This window comes from Azospirillum mesophilum, from assembly GCF_053470405.2.
The window spans coordinates 1-16,643 of sequence record NZ_JBPXMQ020000028.1; the positions used below are offsets into that span (position 1 = coordinate 1).

Annotated in this window: 16 protein-coding genes; 8 read left to right on the top strand and 8 right to left on the bottom strand. The window is 68.1% G+C overall.

The window, feature by feature from the left end; translation table 11 throughout:
• The first annotated feature begins 679 nt into the window (after window positions 1–679).
• The 3 genes from ACSVC7_RS22770 to ACSVC7_RS22780 all read left to right on the top strand — a co-directional run bounded on the left by ACSVC7_RS22770 (window position 680) and on the right by ACSVC7_RS22780 (window position 3,473).
• Window positions 680–1,192, top strand: a complete 513-nt coding sequence (locus ACSVC7_RS22770) for a MarR family transcriptional regulator (protein ID WP_448207107.1) — start codon at window positions 680–682, stop codon at window positions 1,190–1,192.
• Between the two features lie 50 nt (window positions 1,193–1,242).
• Window positions 1,243–1,638 (top strand): response regulator, encoded by a 396-nt coding sequence (locus tag ACSVC7_RS22775; protein WP_448207108.1) that lies wholly within the window; start codon window positions 1,243–1,245, stop codon window positions 1,636–1,638.
• Window positions 1,639–1,757: 119 nt separating this feature from the next.
• The gene (locus ACSVC7_RS22780) at window positions 1,758–3,473 is read left to right on the top strand and encodes a monovalent cation:proton antiporter-2 (CPA2) family protein (protein WP_448207109.1); all 1,716 of its coding nucleotides are present in this window, start codon (window positions 1,758–1,760) and stop codon (window positions 3,471–3,473) included.
• 15 nt (window positions 3,474–3,488) lie between these two features.
• Here the strand turns inward: ACSVC7_RS22780 and ACSVC7_RS22785 are convergent, their stop codons facing one another.
• Window positions 3,489–5,225, bottom strand: a complete 1,737-nt coding sequence (locus tag ACSVC7_RS22785; protein WP_448207110.1) for a hypothetical protein — start codon at window positions 5,223–5,225, stop codon at window positions 3,489–3,491.
• A gap of 201 nt (window positions 5,226–5,426) precedes the next feature.
• Between ACSVC7_RS22785 and ACSVC7_RS22790 the strand changes: the two genes are divergently transcribed.
• A complete protein-coding gene (locus ACSVC7_RS22790) occupies window positions 5,427–6,131 on the top strand; it encodes a uracil-DNA glycosylase (protein ID WP_448207111.1) in 705 nt (234 codons plus the stop codon).
• Window positions 6,132–6,138: 7 nt separating this feature from the next.
• Here ACSVC7_RS22790 and ACSVC7_RS22795 read toward each other — a convergent pair whose 3' ends face one another.
• Genes ACSVC7_RS22795 through ACSVC7_RS22810 form a run of 4 tightly spaced genes read right to left on the bottom strand, consistent with a single transcriptional unit; the run spans window position 6,139 to window position 9,945 of the window.
• Window positions 6,139–7,179: a sulfate/molybdate ABC transporter ATP-binding protein gene (locus tag ACSVC7_RS22795; RefSeq protein ID WP_448207112.1), complete on the bottom strand. Its 1,041-nt coding sequence runs from the start codon at window positions 7,177–7,179 to the stop codon at window positions 6,139–6,141.
• A 14-nt stretch (window positions 7,180–7,193) separates the two neighbouring features.
• Complete coding sequence (cysW, locus tag ACSVC7_RS22800; protein ID WP_448207113.1) at window positions 7,194–8,051, bottom strand: sulfate ABC transporter permease subunit CysW; 858 nt, start codon at window positions 8,049–8,051, stop codon at window positions 7,194–7,196.
• Window positions 8,041–8,928 (bottom strand): sulfate ABC transporter permease subunit CysT, encoded by an 888-nt coding sequence (gene cysT / locus ACSVC7_RS22805; protein ID WP_448207114.1) that lies wholly within the window; start codon window positions 8,926–8,928, stop codon window positions 8,041–8,043. Before cysT ends, cysW begins: the two co-directional genes overlap by 11 nt.
• A gap of 3 nt (window positions 8,929–8,931) precedes the next feature.
• Window positions 8,932–9,945, bottom strand: a complete 1,014-nt coding sequence (locus ACSVC7_RS22810; RefSeq protein ID WP_448207115.1) for a sulfate ABC transporter substrate-binding protein — start codon at window positions 9,943–9,945, stop codon at window positions 8,932–8,934.
• A gap of 335 nt (window positions 9,946–10,280) precedes the next feature.
• Between ACSVC7_RS22810 and ACSVC7_RS22815 the strand changes: the two genes are divergently transcribed.
• Window positions 10,281–11,435: a hypothetical protein gene (locus ACSVC7_RS22815; RefSeq protein ID WP_448207116.1), complete on the top strand. Its 1,155-nt coding sequence runs from the start codon at window positions 10,281–10,283 to the stop codon at window positions 11,433–11,435.
• 31 nt (window positions 11,436–11,466) lie between these two features.
• Here ACSVC7_RS22815 and ACSVC7_RS22820 read toward each other — a convergent pair whose 3' ends face one another.
• Window positions 11,467–12,078 (bottom strand): class I SAM-dependent methyltransferase, encoded by a 612-nt coding sequence (locus tag ACSVC7_RS22820; RefSeq protein ID WP_483508681.1) that lies wholly within the window; start codon window positions 12,076–12,078, stop codon window positions 11,467–11,469.
• Between the two features lie 306 nt (window positions 12,079–12,384).
• The gene (locus ACSVC7_RS22825; RefSeq protein WP_448207118.1) at window positions 12,385–12,837 is read right to left on the bottom strand and encodes an RrF2 family transcriptional regulator; all 453 of its coding nucleotides are present in this window, start codon (window positions 12,835–12,837) and stop codon (window positions 12,385–12,387) included.
• A gap of 160 nt (window positions 12,838–12,997) precedes the next feature.
• Here ACSVC7_RS22825 and ACSVC7_RS22830 point away from each other — a divergent pair, with 160 nt between their 5' ends.
• Window positions 12,998–13,630 carry an MBL fold metallo-hydrolase gene (locus tag ACSVC7_RS22830; protein WP_448207119.1) on the top strand — a complete coding sequence of 211 codons (633 nt, stop codon included), beginning with the start codon at window positions 12,998–13,000 and terminating at the stop codon, window positions 13,628–13,630.
• A gap of 43 nt (window positions 13,631–13,673) precedes the next feature.
• Here ACSVC7_RS22830 and ACSVC7_RS22835 read toward each other — a convergent pair whose 3' ends face one another.
• Entirely contained in the window at window positions 13,674–14,192 is a 519-nt protein-coding gene (locus tag ACSVC7_RS22835; protein WP_448207120.1) for an OsmC family protein, read from the bottom strand.
• Between the two features lie 210 nt (window positions 14,193–14,402).
• Between ACSVC7_RS22835 and ACSVC7_RS22840 the strand changes: the two genes are divergently transcribed.
• Together ACSVC7_RS22840 and nadA are read left to right on the top strand one after the other, a co-directional pair.
• Window positions 14,403–15,494 (top strand): TRAP transporter substrate-binding protein, encoded by a 1,092-nt coding sequence (locus ACSVC7_RS22840; protein WP_448207121.1) that lies wholly within the window; start codon window positions 14,403–14,405, stop codon window positions 15,492–15,494.
• A gap of 127 nt (window positions 15,495–15,621) precedes the next feature.
• Window positions 15,622–16,632, top strand: a complete 1,011-nt coding sequence (gene nadA / locus ACSVC7_RS22845; RefSeq protein ID WP_448207122.1) for a quinolinate synthase NadA — start codon at window positions 15,622–15,624, stop codon at window positions 16,630–16,632.
• The last annotated feature ends 11 nt before the right edge of the window (window positions 16,633–16,643 follow it).

The window sequence follows — 16,643 nt, forward strand, 5'->3', positions numbered from 1 at the left end:
CGCCTCAAGCGCCCTCACCCAAGCTTTCGAAACTGAAGTCTCTTACTGCTTGACCAGGATGCTCTACAGACGACCCGCGATGCCGATCCCCCTTCCGAAGAACTGGTCCGCGGCCAACGGCCAAAACACCGCCGCCTGCGCATCCCTTCTCGATTTCACGTTTAACGATGTCCAAGAACCAGTCCCCGCCCGACCCGACAGCGTTGCCTCCGGTGATCCGGTGGCTTTGCGCCCAAAGGTCTGGAAGATCGGAGAAGCGCGAACGATCGTCGCGCCGGCAGAGGGTCAACTTAGTGCTTTCGTCAGAGGCCGTCAAGCCCTTTGTTTTGACTTTCGCCAAACCGCCGAAAGCACTTTCGTGCCAGGCGGCCAAGCCGCACCGAAATCCCCTGCCCTTCCCTTCCCGAGGAGCCCCGCGATCAGCGGCCGTGATGGCCGTGTCCGCCGGGGAGGCGCTATATAGGGGAGAGCCGTCCGGCGATCCAGCGGAAAACACCCCGTCCGCTTTTTGCCACAGATCGGCCGTGGCACGGATCGTCCGCACATAAGTCTTCCCTGGGCCTTTGACGCAGGCACGGGCATTGGTGGACAGGCTCGGCGGCGGGCTTTATCCTTTGAAACATCACGCGGCGAACCATCGGAAGGGTGCCGCGTGCCTGCTGGCATAAAGGGGTCCGGCATGCGCCCACGCGCACGCGCAACCGCCGAGGTGATGGCCCAAGTGCTGCGGACGACGGCCAACCTCGCCTTTACCGAGGGGCTGAACCCGGCCCAATGGGCGGCCTTGCGCTATTTCGCCCAGGCGAACGCGAGCGCGCGCAGCGTCGTTGCCTTCGCGCGCCATCACGGCACGACCAAGGGCACGGCCAGCCAGACCATTTCCGCGCTGCTGAAGAAGGGATTGCTGGAGCGGCACCGCAGCGAGAGGGACCGCCGCTCCGTCAGCCTGATCCTGACGGAGCGGGGCCACGGCATCCTCGCCAACGATCCGCTGAACGAATTGGCGGCGGCCATCGCCAGCCTGAGCGACCAGCAGCATGGCGCGCTGGCCGACGGGCTCGACCAGGTTCTGCGCACGCTTCTCCTGCGGCGTGCTCAGCGCTCCGCCGGCCAGGGCGGGCGGAGCCGCGACGCGGATGAGGACGGTGAGCAGGACGAACGGGTCCGGCCGGCCGGTGCGGCGGCGGATTGACCGGCTGGCGCAGAGCGGACCGTGACGGGCTTCATGGGGAAAGGGCGTCGATGGCGCGGATTCTGGTGATCGACGACGTTCCTTCCGTCACGGCGCTGCTGCGCATGACGCTGGAGAATCGCGGCCACGCGGTGGTCGAGGCGCAGGACGGGGCCTCCGGCCTTGCCGAGGTCGCCAAGGCGCCCTTCGACCTCGTCGTCGTGGACATGATGATGCCCGGCATGGACGGCATGGAGCTGGTCAGGCGCTTGCGTGCGGATGGCGGCGCATTGGCGGGTGGTGGGCCGGCGGTGATCGCCATGTCCGGCGGCAGCGACGACTTCCCGGCCGCCTATTCGCTCAAGCTTTCCGAAATGCACGGCGCCGACAGGCTGTTGTTCAAGCCCTTCGACACCGACGAGCTGCTGGCCGCCGTCGACGACCTTCTGGCCGGACCCGCGGCCTGAACGCACGGGCGCAAACCGCCAAATCGTCCATGTGTGTGCCACCATGCTTGCAGCGGCGGGTGTCCCGGCCCATACAGGACGCCCCACAGCCTAGACTTGTTTTTGCGGCGCACACGGCCATGCACGATCCCCGACTTCTCCTCGACATCCTGTTCCTTCTGCTGAGCGCCATCGTCGTCGTGCCGCTGTTCCAGGCGCTGTGCGTTCCCGCGGTGCTGGGCTATCTGGTGGCGGGCGCGATGCTGGGTCCCCACACGCCGGGGCCGGTCGTGGACGTGGAAATGCCCCAGATCCTGTCGGAGTTCGGGGTCGTGTTCCTGCTGTTCGCCATCGGGCTGGAGTTGCCGCTGTCGCGGCTGCGGGCGATGCGCCGCTACATCTTCGGCCTTGGCCTGATGCAGGTCTTCTTCACCAGCGCGGCCATCGGCGGCGCGGCCTACGCACTGGGGGAGAGCGCGGCTGCGGCGCTGGTGATCGGCGGCATGCTGGCCTTCTCCTCCACCGCGACGGTGCTGAAGCTGCTGGTGGAGCGCGGGGAGACGGTGGCGCGGTTCGGCCGAATCTCCGTGGCGGTGCTGATCTTCCAGGATCTGGCGGTGGTGCCGCTGCTGACGCTGCTGCCCCTGCTGGCGGGAGGAGACACGAGCATCCCGCAGGCGCTGGCGCTCGCCGCCGTGAAAGCTGGCGGGGCCATCGGCGTGATCATGCTGCTGGGGCGCTTCGTGGTGCGTCCGCTCTACCAGTTCGTCGCCTCGGCCAACAGCCCGGAGGTCTTCACCGCCACCAACCTGTTCCTGGTGCTGGCGGTCGGCTGGCTGACGGCGGAGGCCGGCATGTCGATGGCGCTGGGCGCCTTCCTCGCCGGCATGCTGCTGGCCGACACCGCCTTCCGCCATCAGGTGGAGGCGGACATCGAACCGTTCCGGGGCCTTCTGCTCGGCCTGTTCTTCATGACCGTGGGGATGACGCTGGACCTTCCGGCCATGGGCGCGCGGATGGACGAAATCCTGATGCTGACCGCCGCGTTGCTGGCCGGCAAGAGCGTGTTGCTGTTCGCGCTATGCCGGCTGTCGGGGCTGGGTGTGGCGACGGCGCTGCGGGTCGGGCTGCTGCTCTCGCAAGGCGGCGAGTTCGCCTTCGTGCTGATCGGCAAGGCGACCGGCCTGTCCGTGCTGGACCCTGAGACGGGGCTGCTGCTGTCCTCCTCCGTGGCGCTCAGCATGGCGGTGACGCCGCTGATCGGCGCCGTCGCCCAGCGTCTGGCCCAGGCCATCGAGGCGCGGCTGGGCGCGGAGGCCTTCGGCATCGAGACCAACGACATGAAGGGCCATGTGCTGATCGCCGGCTATGGCCGGGTCGGGCGGGCCATCGCCCGCCTGCTGACCGCGCACGGCATCCCCTTCGTCGCGCTGGACCTCGACCCCCAGCGCGTCGCCAAGGCGCGGGCCGAGGGGTTGCCGGTCTATTACGGCGATTCCAGTCAGGTCGGGGTGCTGCGCGCCGCAGGCATCGAGCGGGCGCGGACCGCGGTGATCACCGTCAACCGGCCGGAGACGGCAGAGCGCGCGGTCGAATCGATTCGCCGGGCCGCGCCCAGCCTGTCCATCGTCGCCCGCGCCCATGACCTGAACCGGGGCGCCACGCTGAAGACGGCCGGCGCCAGTGCCGTGGTGCCGGAAACGATCGAGGCCAGCCTGCAGATGGCCAGCCTCGTCCTGCGCAGCGCCGGCGTGGAGGCGGAGGCCGTGGATCGCAGCCTCAAGGACGTCCGCGACCGCGGCTACGCCGAGCTGGCCGAGCAGCCCGGCGCCGAGGGGCGCGACAACGCCGCCTGAGTCACGGGACTTGAGTCACCGTTCCACCTTCCACAGGTCGAAGACGTCGCCCCGGTAGCGCTCCTCCACGCCCGGCGGCGGGCGCAGGCCGAACTGGTGGAAGGTGTTGGCGAACATCACCAGCACATAGTCGTACTTCTCGCGCCAGCCGATGTAGTGCGGGCAGGGTTCCACATGGTCGCGCTGGGTGGCCTCCTCCGGCCGGGTCAGCAGGCGCACGTCCACCGGCACGCCTTCGTAGATCGCCATGCAGCGGTCACGGTAGGGCTTGGTCACGGTCAGCGGCTGCTTGCCGGGGTGGCTGAACAGGGTCGGCACATAGGCGCGCCGCTCCACCGTGATGATCGAGGGCAGGTGGATCAGGCTCGGCAGCGCTACCAGCGAGTGGCGCCAGGGCGGCTGCGTCAGCAGGAACTCGCGCGTGTTGCAGCAGCCCGCCTCCTGCCCGGCCCAGGCGATCAGCACGCTGCTGCCCGGCTCGATCCGCTCCATGGCGCGGCGCAGGTCGGCCACGTCGCCCTGATAGCCGTACCAGTTGGAAACCAGCACCGCCGTGCGGACCCCGAGCAGGGCCAGGAAGGCCACCGCGAAGACCGCCGCCGCGCGCGGGCTGCCGAAGCGCACGTCCGTGCCGGCGACCAGCAAAAGCGCCGCCAGAATCCAGAAGCGGATGGAGACGAAGTAGGTGCCGAAGAAGGGGTCGGGGATCACCAGAAAGCAGACGACGAAGATGCCCACCACGAGCATCATCGCCTTCGACGCCCGCAGCCGCCGCGTCAGCGCCGCCAGCACCACCCCGCCGACGACCAGAAGCAGCGTCACCGCGTCCAGCAGCGTGTTGTAGTTCAGCGTCGGCGTCAGCATGTCGTTGAGGCGATAGCCCCAGTGCCGCAGCTCCGTCAGCTTCTTCAGGCGCCAGTAGATCTCCTTCACGATCAGCAGCGGCGACTTGTCGTGTGCGCCCACCGCCGCCGCGTCGGAATGGAGCAGTTGCATCCCCACCGTGGTGGCGAACAGCAGAACCGGCAGGATCAGCAGGGCGGCGAAGCGGGCGGCGTCGCGCCCGATGTTGGCGACCGTGAAGGGCTTTCGGCCGGCACCGACATACTTGGTCGCCTCCACGCCGAACAGGCAGAGCGCGTAGGCGCCCAGCACGATCGCGTGCGAGAAATAGAGGAACAGCGCGAAGGCCGCCCCAACGGGAAGCTGCGATCTCCTGCCCTCCAGCCCGATCCACAGGGACAGGCCGATCAGCAGGAAGGCGATCCCCAGCGTGAAGCTCATGAATCCGCCGATCAGCGTGGCGTTGTAGACGAACAGCGCCCCGCACAGCGGCCACAGGCTCCAGCGCTGGAACAGCGTCCGATGCAGCATCAGCACGCCGACCAGCGTCAGCACCACCGTCAGCGCCACATACAGCCGCCCGGCCACGTAGAGCGGCAGGAGGCTGGCGAGCGGCAGCATGACCGCTTCCATCAGCAGGTTCGGCACCGGCGTCAGGGAGGCGGTGTAGTGTTCGCCCAGGAACGGGTCGGTGCGGTAGTGCAGCAGCACGTCCACCCGCGCCAGATGGTTCGGGTAGTCGAGGAGCGGCGGCATCTCCACCAGCAGCAGCGGCAAAACCAGCAGGATCAGCGTGATCGCCAGCGGCAGCGCCGACGCCAGCGACGGGAACCACGCCCGCGACCCGACCCTCGCCCCCACCAGGACTCCGTCGTGCCGTGCGGCCTGTGACAGTCCGGGGTGCTCCATCCGCCTTCTCCTGCCTACGGTGCAATGCGGAATGGACAACACGTCCGTAGCATGGGAGGTCAAAAAGCAATGGCGTTACGGCTCAGCTTTCGGAATTAGTCCCCGGATCGGACGGGTCCCGCCCATCGTCATTGTGACTAAGCCCGCCGGGCAGAGTCCCCGACGCCATCAGAACGAAAACGCACAGCACCGGGAGCGATCGTGACCGCCTTGGACAGTTTCCTGACCGCACTCGGCCGCCGCACCGTCGGCCCCGGCGTTTTCCGGCCCTGGACCGACTGGACGCCCGGCGTCGACAGCGGCCCCGACGCACCGAAGGTCCGGCGCGCCCACCTGAAGGCCTATCTGGGCTCGCGGATCGACCGGGCGGAGCTGGTGCTGATCGCGGAGGCGGTCGGCTACCAGGGCGCCCGCTTCAGCGGCGTGCCCATGACCTGCGAGCGCACGCTGCTGGGCGCCAAGCCGGGCGTGCCGCCCGATCTGGTCTTCGCCGGCCCGAAGCGCCGCACCAGCGCCGAATCCATCGCCCGCAACACCGCCGAGCGCGCGGGCGGCTTCTGCGAGCCGACCGCGACCATCGTGTGGACGACCCTGTTGGGGCTGGGCCTCGCGGCGGACCGCTTCGTGCTGTGGAACAGCTTCGCCTTCCATCCGCACCGGTCGGACGAGCCGCTGACCAACCGCACCCCGACCGACCAGGAGGTGGAGGAGCAGGCCGACCTGTTGGACCGCTTCCTGGCGCTGTTCCCGGGCCGGACGGTGGTCGCCGTCGGCGAGACCGCCCGGCGGCGCTTGTCAACCCTCACCATGTCCGCGCTCGGCTCCACCGTCCCCGCCGTGCGCCATCCGGCGAACGGCGGCGCCACGGCCTTCCGGGAGGGGGTGAGAAGGGTCGTGCGGGGGTGAGTGCCCTTTACCGCCTCGGGAAGACCCGCGCGCGGTCGATGTGGACGGCGCAGCCGTCGCCGGGGCGGAGGCCGAGGACGGACAGGCGCTCGCGGTCCATTTCCGCTTCCAGCGTCAGGCCGGCCAGATCGACCTCGATCCGCGCGTCCGGGCCGACGACGTGGATGCCGGAGACGCGGCCGGGGCCGCCCGTGCAGGGGCTCAGCCCCAGGTCGTGCGGGCGCACATAGGCGATGGCCGGCCCCTGGACTCCGCCGTCGGTCGGGATCGACAGGGCGCCGTTGGCGGTGCGCGCCACGCCGTCGTTCACCGTGCAGTCGAAGCGGTTCACCTGCCCCAGGAACTCGTACACGAAGGCGGAGGCCGGGTGGTCATAGACCTCGGCCGGGCTGCCCACCTGCTCGATGCGGCCCTGGCTCATCACCACGACACGGTCGGCCAGCTCCAGCGCCTCCTCCTGGTCGTGGGTCACGAAGACGGAGGTGATGTGGATGTCGTCGTGCAGCTTGCGCAGCCAGCGCCGCAGTTCCTTGCGGACCTTGGCGTCGAGCGCGCCGAACGGCTCGTCCAGCAGCAGGACCTTCGGCTCGATGGCCAGCGCGCGGGCCAGCGCCACGCGCTGCCGCTGGCCGCCGGAGAGCTGCGCCGGGTAGCGGTCGGCGAAGTGGGCGAGTTGGACCAGCTCCAGCAGCTCCATCACCCGCCGCTTGATCTCCGCCCGGCCGAAGCGCTGCGCGCGCGGGCGAACGTTCAGGCCGAAGGCGACGTTATCGAACACCGTCATGTGCCGGAACAGGGCGTAGTGCTGGAAGACGAAGCCCACCTGACGCTCGCGCGGGGACAGGCCCAGCGCCTCTTCGCCGTGGAGTTGGAGGCTGCCGCTGTCGGCGTGCTCCAGCCCCGCCATGATGCGCAGCAGCGTCGTCTTGCCCGAGCCCGACGGCCCGAGCAGGGCCAGCAGTTCGCCCGAACGCACGTCGAGATCCACCGAGTCGAGCGCGGTGTAATGCCCGAACTGCTTGGTGATACCGGAAATCTGGATCGCCATGGTCGTGGATCGCCTCAATGACGGGTCGCGGCCAGCTCGGCCCCGAAGCGCCATTCCAGCAGCGTCTTCGCCACCAGCGTGACGAGGGCGAGCATGGCCAGCACCGAGGCCACCGAGAAGGCGGCGACGAAGTTGTATTCGTTGTAGAGAATCTCGACGTGCAGCGGCATCGTGTTGGTCTCGCCCCGGATGTGGCCGGAGACGACGGACACCGCGCCGAATTCGCCCATCGCGCGGGCGTTGCACAGCAGCACGCCGTACATCAGGCCCCACTTGATGTTGGGCAGCGTCACCCGCCGGAAGGTCTGCCAGCCGCTGGCGCCCAGCACCAGCGCCGCCTCCTCCTCCTCCGTGCCCTGCTCCTGCATCAGCGGGATCAGCTCGCGCGCGACGAAGGGGAAGGTGACGAAGATGGTGGCGAGCACGAGTCCCGGCACCGCGAAGATGATCTGGATGCCTTGCGACTTCAGGAACGGCCCGAACACCCCGTGCAGGCCGAACATCAGCACGTAGATGATGCCGGAGATGACCGGCGACACCGAAAAGGGCAGGTCGATCAGCGTGATCAGCAGGTCCTTGCCGCGGAAGTCGAACTTGGCGATGCACCAGGACGCGGTGATGCCGAACACCAGGTTCATGGGCACGGCGATGGCCGCGACGATCAGCGTCAGCCGGATGGCCGCCACCGCGTCGGGTTCGACCAGCGCGTCCCAATAGGCGTCCACGCCGCGGCTCAGCGCTTCGACGAAGACGGAGACCAGCGGCAGCACCAGGAACAGCAACAGGAAGGCCAGCGCCGTCGCGACCGCCAACCCGCGCACCCAGTTCCGATCGGCCAGCGCCGGGGGCTGACCGCTCTTGCTAGCGAGCATGGCGCGACCTCATCCAGGCTTGCAGAATGTTCAGGATCAGAAGCAGCACGAAGGACGCCATCAGCATCAGCGTGGCGACCGCCGACGCGCCGGCGTAGTCGTACTGCTCCAGCTTGATGACGATCAGCAGGGGCACGATCTCCGACACGCCGGGCATGTTGCCGGCGATGAAGATGACCGACCCGTACTCCCCCACCCCGCGCGCGAAGGACAGCGCGAAGCCGGTCAGCAGCGCCGGGAACAGCGCGGGGAACACCACCCTACGGAAGGTCTGCCAGCGCGTGGCGCCGAGCGAGGCCGCGGCCTCCTCCTCCTCCGGCGGCAGGTCCTGCAGGATCGGCTGCACCGTCCGCACCACGAAGGGCAGGCCGATGAAGGTCAGCGCGACGGCGATGCCCAGCGGCGTGAAGGCGACCTTCAGACCGAACCAGTCCATCAGCAGCTTGCCCACCCAGCCGTTGGGGGCGTACAGCGCGCTGAGCGCGATGCCGGCGACCGCCGTCGGCAGGGCGAAGGGCAGGTCGACCAGCGCGTCCACGAGGCGGGCGCCCGGAAAGCGGTAGCGGACCAGCACCCAGGCGACGATGAAGCCGAACACCGCGTTGATGCCGGCGGCAACCAGCGACAGGCCGAAGCTGATCTCGAAGGCCGCCAGAACGCGGGGCGTCAGCACCGCGCTCCAGAAGCCGGACCAGCCGAGCCCCGCAGCCTTCACCGCCAGCGCCGCCAGCGGCAGCAGCACGATCAGGCCGAGGTAGGTCAGGGTGAACCCCATGGTCAGCCCGAATCCGGGGATGACGCTGGGCTTCTTGAGCGTGCTCAGCACCGAGCCCCCCGTCGTGGGGAGCGCGGTGTCCGTTGTCGATGCCGCGACCACGGATCAGCGGCCCTTCTGGTAAATCTGGTCGAAGACGCCGCCATCCGCGAAATGCTTCTCCTGGGCCGCGCGCCAGCCGCCGAAGGACTGGTCGATGGTCACCAGCTTAACATTCGCGAAGCGGTCCGCATACTGGGTTGCCAGTTCCGGCAGGCGGGGGCGGTAGAAGTTCTTCACGGCGATCTCCTGCCCCTCCCGGCTGTAGAGGAACTGCAGATACGCCTCCGCGATCTTGCGGGTGCCCTTGCGGTCGACGACGCTGTCCACCACGGCGACCGGCGGTTCGGCCAGGATCGACAGGGACGGGGCGACAATCTCGAAATTTTTCGCCCCGAACTCCTGGAGCGCCAGATGCGCCTCGTTTTCCCAGGCGAGCAGCACGTCGCCGATGCCGCGCTGGCTGAAGGTGACGGTGGCGCCGCGGGCGCCGCTGTCCAGCACGGGGACGTTCTTGAACAGGTCGGCGACGAACTGCTTGGCCTTGGCCTCGTCGTTGCCGGTCTTGTCGAGCGCGTAGGCCCAGGCGGCCAGATAGTTCCAGCGCGCCCCGCCCGAGGTCTTCGGGTTCGGCGTGACGACCTGGACGCCCGGCTTCGCCAGATCGTCCCAGTCCTTGATCTGCTTGGGGTTGCCCTTGCGCACCAGGAACACGATGGTCGAGGTGTAGGGCGCGCTGTTGTTGGGCAGCCGCGACTGCCAGTTCTTGGCGAGCACCCCGGCGTCGGCGATCGCATCGATGTCGTAGGCCAGCGCCAGCGTCACCACGTCGGCGTCCAGCCCGTCGATCACCGAGCGCGCCTGCTTGCCCGACCCGCCGTGCGACTGCTTGATCGAGACGCTGCGGCCGCTCTCCGCCTTCCACGCCTTGGCGAAGGCCTGGTTGATTTCCACGTAGAATTCGCGCGTCGGGTCGTAGGAAACGTTCAGCAGCTTGTCCTGCGCCTGGGCGGCGGTGGCCATCAGGAGGGATAAGAGGACCCCCGTGGCCAGTGTCGACAAGCGGTGGCGGAACGACATGACGCACTCCATTCTGTTGACCGGACTCGGCGTAGGGCCGGGTTCTCGCTGGGCTGGGGCTTGCACTGTTCCGGCAGGGCGGACCGTCGCCGGCCCAATCTCATACCACAGTATTTACCCACTTTTATCGTGTTATATTTTCTATTTTTCCCCTAGAGTTTGCCAAACCGGCCGCCCGCTGCAAAGCCATTTTTCGTCGTCCCACGTCCAAGGCAAGACAGTTTCACACATTCATCCGAAGGGGCTGGTGAAGAGGCTGGTAGCAAAGCACCGTATCCGTATCATGGCGGCTCGCCTCCCCGCCCGACAACCGCTCCCGAACCGACCCCGCCACGATGCAGTCCACCCCCCTCTCCCCCGCCATCCTGACCGCCTTGCTGGAGGCCGAACGTGCGCTCGGCCGGCTGGCCGAGGTCATGCACGATCCGGAGCGGCGACGCCGGCTGTGGGCCGACGCGGCGCGGCGCGAGGCCTGCGCGGCGGCGCGACTCGACGGGGTGGCGGTGGACGCGACGGACTTCCTGGTGGCGACCGTCAATGCCGACCTCGTGCCCACCGCGGGGCGCGGCGCGGCGCAGTCGGTCCGCGCCCTGTGGCAGGGCGCCCGCTTCACCCAGGGCGTCATCGCCGCCCCCGCGCGGCGGGACGACTCAGCCCCGCCCCGGCCCGCCGGAGGTGCCGCCGCCGAGGCTTGGCGTGCCGTCGCGGAGCTGGAGGCCGGGTTGGAGGATTTGGGCGGCCCCCTGGACAGCCCGCCGGACGAGGGCACGGACGGGGAGTCGGGCGCCCGGTCGTTGGACGACCGCCCACCGGCCTGGACACTCGCCTGGATGGAGGCGCTGTGGCGCTGCCTGCAGGCGGAGGTGTCGGGGCGCGACCCCGGCCGGCTGGCCTTCTCCCCCCAGCGGGAGGAGGAGGCTGCGGCGCTGCTCCGGCGGCTGGACGGCGCCGGACAGGATCCGGCGCTGCTCGGCGGGGTGGGCATGCTGGCGGAACTGCTCCGTCCCGCGCCCGACCTGCGCATCCCGGCCTGGGCCGTGCCCGCGGCCCGGCTGATGGGGGCCGTGGCGGTGGCGCGAACCTGCCGCGTGCCGAACGTCTGGCTGCCGATGTCGGTGGCGATGCAAAGCGACCGCACCGCCGCCGGCATCGCCGCGCGCGGGCGGGAGGAGGACTGGCGGGGCTGGTTGGCCGACGCGGTGGCCGAGACCGCCCGGCGGGAGCGCGAACGCGCCCTGGCGCTGGAGCATGTGGCAGCGGGATGGCGTCGGCGCGTGGGCGTGAAGCGCCGCAACTCCCGCCTGCCCGACGTGCTGGACATCCTGTTCGAGGAGCCCGCCTTCACCGTGCGCCGCATTCAGAAGCGGCTGGGCAGCACCTTCCGCGGCGCGCAGCTTCTGGTGGATGAACTGCTGGAGGCCGGTGTGGTGCGCGAGGCCACGAACCGCGCGCTGGACCGCGTGTTCGTGGCCGTGGACCTGATGCCCTGACCCGCGCCCTCCCCCAGTCAGCCGCCTCCGGTCAACCGACGAGGCGCGGAAAGGAGACCACCTTCTCGTAGTTCATGTGATTGAAGAAGCGCTCCGGCGTAAAGGGGCCGGTGAAGCGGTCGCCGATCAGATCGTTGCGGACGTAAAAGCCGTTCGCGCTGTACAGCGTGCAGCCCACCAGCGTGTAGCCCTTCTCACTCGCCAGTCTGGCCATCGAGGTCAGCGACGCGCCGAAGTCGGACTGCCCGGCGCCCCACCGGTAGTCCGGATTGTAGGGCATCACGTATTCGACACCCGGATCGTAGCAGTGGTTGTGCTCCAGGCACACCACGCGCGGGTTGATGACGTCGATCGCCTTGAAGACGTGGTAATCGTTCCCGTCGATGTCGATGGACAGGAAATCGATCTCGCCACCGAGCCCGGCGCCGCTGATGATCGGGTTGATGTTGTCCTTGGTCACATACTCGTCATGAAACTTCAGGTCGCCGCGGGCGATGCGGTGACGGAAGTTCCATTTGATGCTGCCGACATAATCCGGATAACCTTCGATCCACAGTCCGGACCAGCCGGTTTCCAGCAGAAGGCGCGTGTTGTTCTCGCTGCCCACTTCGGCGCCGAATTCGACGAACACGCGGTTCGTCACCCCGATGCGCCGGAAAATCTCCGCTATGATCCCGTCCTCATCGGACTGACTGAAAATTTTCGCTCCAAACCACTCAAGACGGGTTTCGTCGCCCCCCGTGCGCTCTGCCCGATCCTCTTCAAGAGACATTGCCACTCCTGGAATTCGTTTTTTGTTTTCCGGCGGCAGGCAGACTTCGTTCCCCCCAAAGACCACCCCGCCCACACAGCATAAATGGATTACCGCTGAAGGGATATCTGCCGGAGCAGGCTGGGGCCAGCCGGGCTTTCCGGCTATGCAAGAGGGCCGGCTTTGGCCCGGACCGGCTCAAATGTCGAAATTGACCGGAAGGCCGCCCGTGGACTGCCGATGGCGCAACGCGTCGGCCAGCGTCTGGTTGTCCAGCACGCCCGCGGTGGCGTCGCGCACCTGCACCATCAGCCAGCGCACGGAACAGGTGGCCGGGTCGATGCAGTCCTCGCAAGGGCGGAAGGAGTATTTGCTGGCGCAGGGGATCGGCGCCAGATGCCCGTCGATCAGGCGGATGACCTCGCCGAAGGTGATCTCCGCCGCCGGGCGGGCCAGCCGGTAGCCGCCGCTCTTGCCGCGCTTGGCGAACAGCAGGCCGTGCTTGCGCAACTCCACCAGGATGGCTTCCAGGAACTTGCGCGGGATGTTCTCGCGCTCGGCGATCTCGGCAATCAGCACAAGCTCGTCATCCGTCCGTTCGGCCAGCATGATCAGCGCGCGCAGCGCGTATTTGGCTTTTTGCGACAGCATTCGGTGCGAATCCGTTCCCGGCGGCGGGCAAAGGAGAAGAAAAACACGGGGCGCACCCCATATAGCCGCGTTGATCGGGAAATGGTACCGGATCTTGCCCGGACCGGCCGTGGCGCGTAAGGTCCAGCCCGATCGACCACCGATTCGCGAAGGACAGGGCATGCAGACCATCATCGTTCCGGTCACTCCGTTCCAGCAGAACTGCACGCTGCTGTGGTGCCCCGAAACGATGAAGGGCGCCGCCGTCGATCCCGGCGGGGACATCGACCTGATCCTGCGCGCCGCCCAGTCGAAGGGCGTGACGCTGGAGAAGATCCTCGTCACGCACGGCCACATCGACCACGCGGGCGGCGTCGCCGACCTCGCGGACCAACTGAAGCTGCCCATCGAGGGGCCTCAGCGCGAGGACCAGTTCTGGATCGACGGCATGCCGCAGCAGAGCCAGATGTTCGGCTTCCCGCCGGTGCGCAGCTTCACGCCCGACCGCTGGCTGGAGGACGGCGACACGGTGACCGTCGGCAACCTGACGCTGGACGTGCTGCACTGCCCCGGCCATACGCCGGGCCATGTCGTCTTCGTGCACAAGCCGAGCAAGCTCGCCATCGTCGGCGACGTGCTGTTCCAGGGTTCCATCGGCCGCACCGACTTCCCGCGCGGCAACCACGGCGACCTGATCACGGCCATCAAGACGAAGCTGTTCCCGCTGGGCGACGACGTGTCCTTCATCCCCGGCCACGGCCCGATGTCCACCATCGGGGAAGAGCGCCTCTACAACCCCTTCCTAACGGATTGAGGCGGCTCCGGGGGAAGCCCCCCGGCTCCGCCCCGGAACCCGGTTACCCCGCCACCCCCGTCTCGATCGTCAGGGAGATCGGCGGTGGGCTGGCCAGCGTCTGGTAGACCACGCAATAGCGTTCGGTCAGCCTGGTCAGGGTGGCGATGCGCTCCGGCGACTCGTCGGTGTCCAGGTCGAAGCGCAGGCGGATGGCGCGGAAGCCGACCGGCGCGTCCTTCGTCACGCCCAGCGTTCCGCGGAAATCCAGGTCGCCTTCCGCCGACACGGTGCCGCCGCGCAGATTGAACTCCAGCGCCGTGGCGACCGCCTTCAGCGTCACGCCGGCGCAGGCGACCAGCGCTTCCAGCAGCATGTCGCCGGAACAGGCCTGGGTGCCCGGCCCGCCCGTCGCCGGGTGCAGGCCGGCCTCCACAAGCGCGCGGCCGGTGTCCACCTTGCAGGCGATGCCGGTGTCGTCCAGCGCCCCCTTGGCCTTCAGCGTGACGACCGCCGACTCCGGCGCGTCCTTGTACTTGTCCTTCAGCGGCGCCTGAAGCGCCCGCAGGTCCTGTGCGTCCATGCCCGTGCGTTTCCTTATGTCGGTTTCGTTGAGGGGCGACCGGATGATGGCCCGAAGGCTCGACCACTGACAATCCTCACGGCGAGGCCCCCACGGCGACGCTTCCGGTCGCGCAGAGCCGCCCTGCATACCCATGGGTGGCCCGCTGCGACATTTTCGGCTAATACGGCGGACAGAATCATAATGAAAAGGGAAGGGAGACCCCACCCCATGAAACGTCGTGCCTTTCTGACCAGCGCCGGCGCCGGCATCGCCGCCGGCACCGTCGCCGCCCCGGCCATCGCGCAGAGCCAGCCGGAAATCAAGTGGCGCCTGGCGTCGAGCTATCCCAAGAGCCTCGACACCATCTACGGCGCCGTGGAACTGATCGCCCGGCGCGTGGCCGCGGCAACCGACAACAAGTTCCAGATCCGCACCTTCGCGGCGGGCGAGATCGTCCCGGCGCTCCAGGTGCTCGACGCGGTGCAGAACGGCACGGTGGAGTGCGGCCAGTCCGCCGCCTATTTCTACATCGGCAAGGACCCGACCTTCTGCTTCGACACGGCCATGCCCTTCGGCCTGAACACGCGCCAGCACATCGCCTGGATGATGCACGGCGGCGGGCTGGAGCTGATGCGGGAGCTGTTCAAGGAACATAACATCTACAACATCCCCGCCGGCAACACCTCGGCCCAGATGGGCGGCTGGTTCCGCAAGGAGATCAAGACCACCGAGGATCTGAACGGCCTGAAGATGCGCGTCGGCGGTCTGGCCGGCACGATCATGGGCAAGCTGGGGCTGGTCCCGCAGCAGCTCGGCGGCGGCGACATCTACCCGGCGCTGGAGCGCGGCACCATCGACGCGGCGGAGTTCGTCGGCCCCTATGACGACGAGAAGCTGGGCTTCCACAAGGTCGCCAAATACTACTACGCGCCCGGCTGGTGGGAGGGCTCGGCCCAGATCCCGCTGATGATCAACATCACGGCCTGGGAACAGCTTCCCCCCGCCTACAAGGTCATCCTGGAGCAGGCCTGCTGGGAGGCCAACAGCTGGATGATCGCCAAGTACGACACCGTCAACGCGGCGGCGCTGAAGCGTCTGGTCGCCGGCGGCGTCCAACTCCGCGCCTTCCCGCGCGAGGTGATGCAGGCCTGCGAGAAGATCGCCTACGAGCTGTATGACGAGCTGTCGGCCAAGAACCCGCGCTTCAAGAAGGTCTACGACGCCTGGAAGCCCTTCTGCGACGAGGAGCGTCTGTGGTTCCGCGTGGCCGAGAATTCCTTCGACTCCTACATCTACGCCCAGTCGGCGCAGCGCAAGTAGGCGCGGTCCGGTCAGGCCCCTCCCGCTCCGGAGCCCCCGGGACGGGAGGCGATTTGCTTTTTCCTCTTGATATGCTCATTCAGAGCAATTACCGTTTTGCTCAGACAGAGCATTAAGGGGATGCGTCATGACCGCCTCCAGCGCCCTCGCCTACACCCCCGCCATCGCCGAGGCCACGCGCCCGGTTTACGAGCGCGTCAAGCGCGTGATCCCCGCCGTGGAGTGGCCCTTCCACGCCCCGCTGGTGCACGAGATCAACCGCCTGAAACGGGAGCGCAACGCGGTCATCCTGGCCCACAACTATCAGACGCCGGAGATCTTCCACGGCGTGGCCGACATCGTCGGCGACAGCCTCGCGCTGGCCGCCAGGGCGACGCAGACGGAGGCCGACGTGATCGTCCTGGCCGGCGTGCATTTCATGGCGGAGACGGCGAAGCTGCTGAACCCGGCCAAGACCGTGCTGATCCCGAACACCGGGGCCGGCTGCTCGCTGGCCGAATCGATCACCGCCGCCGACGTTCGGCTGCTGCGGGAACGCTATCCGGGCGTGCCGGTGGTCGCCTACGTCAACACCTCGGCCGAGGTGAAGGCGGAGGTGGACATCTGCTGCACCTCCGGCAACGCGGTGGAGGTTGTGGAATCGCTGGGCGTGCCCCGCGTCATCATGCTGCCGGACGAGTTCCTGGCGAAATACGTCGCCACCCAGACCAGCGTGGAGATCATCGCCTGGAAGGGCCATTGCGAGGTGCACGAGCGCTTCACCGGCGACGAGATCCGCGACTTCCGGGGCCGTTTCGACGATCTGGTCGTCATCGCCCACCCGGAATGCCCGCCGGACGTGCTGGAGGCCGCGGACTTCGTCGGCTCCACCGCGCGCATGATCGACTTCGTGTCGGAACGCCAGCCCCCGCGCGTTCTGATGGTGACCGAATGCTCGATGAGCGACAACGTCGCCGCCTCTTCTCCGGAAACGGAGTTCGTGCGGCCCTGCAACCTGTGCCCGCACATGAAGAAGATCACGCTGGCGAACATCCTGGAGTCCCTGCGCACGCTGGAACCGCGCGTGGAGATCGCCCCGGACGTCGCCGAGCGGGCGCGCCGCTCCGTGGAGCGGATGCTCGCCGTCAAGCCGCGCTGAACCACAATTCA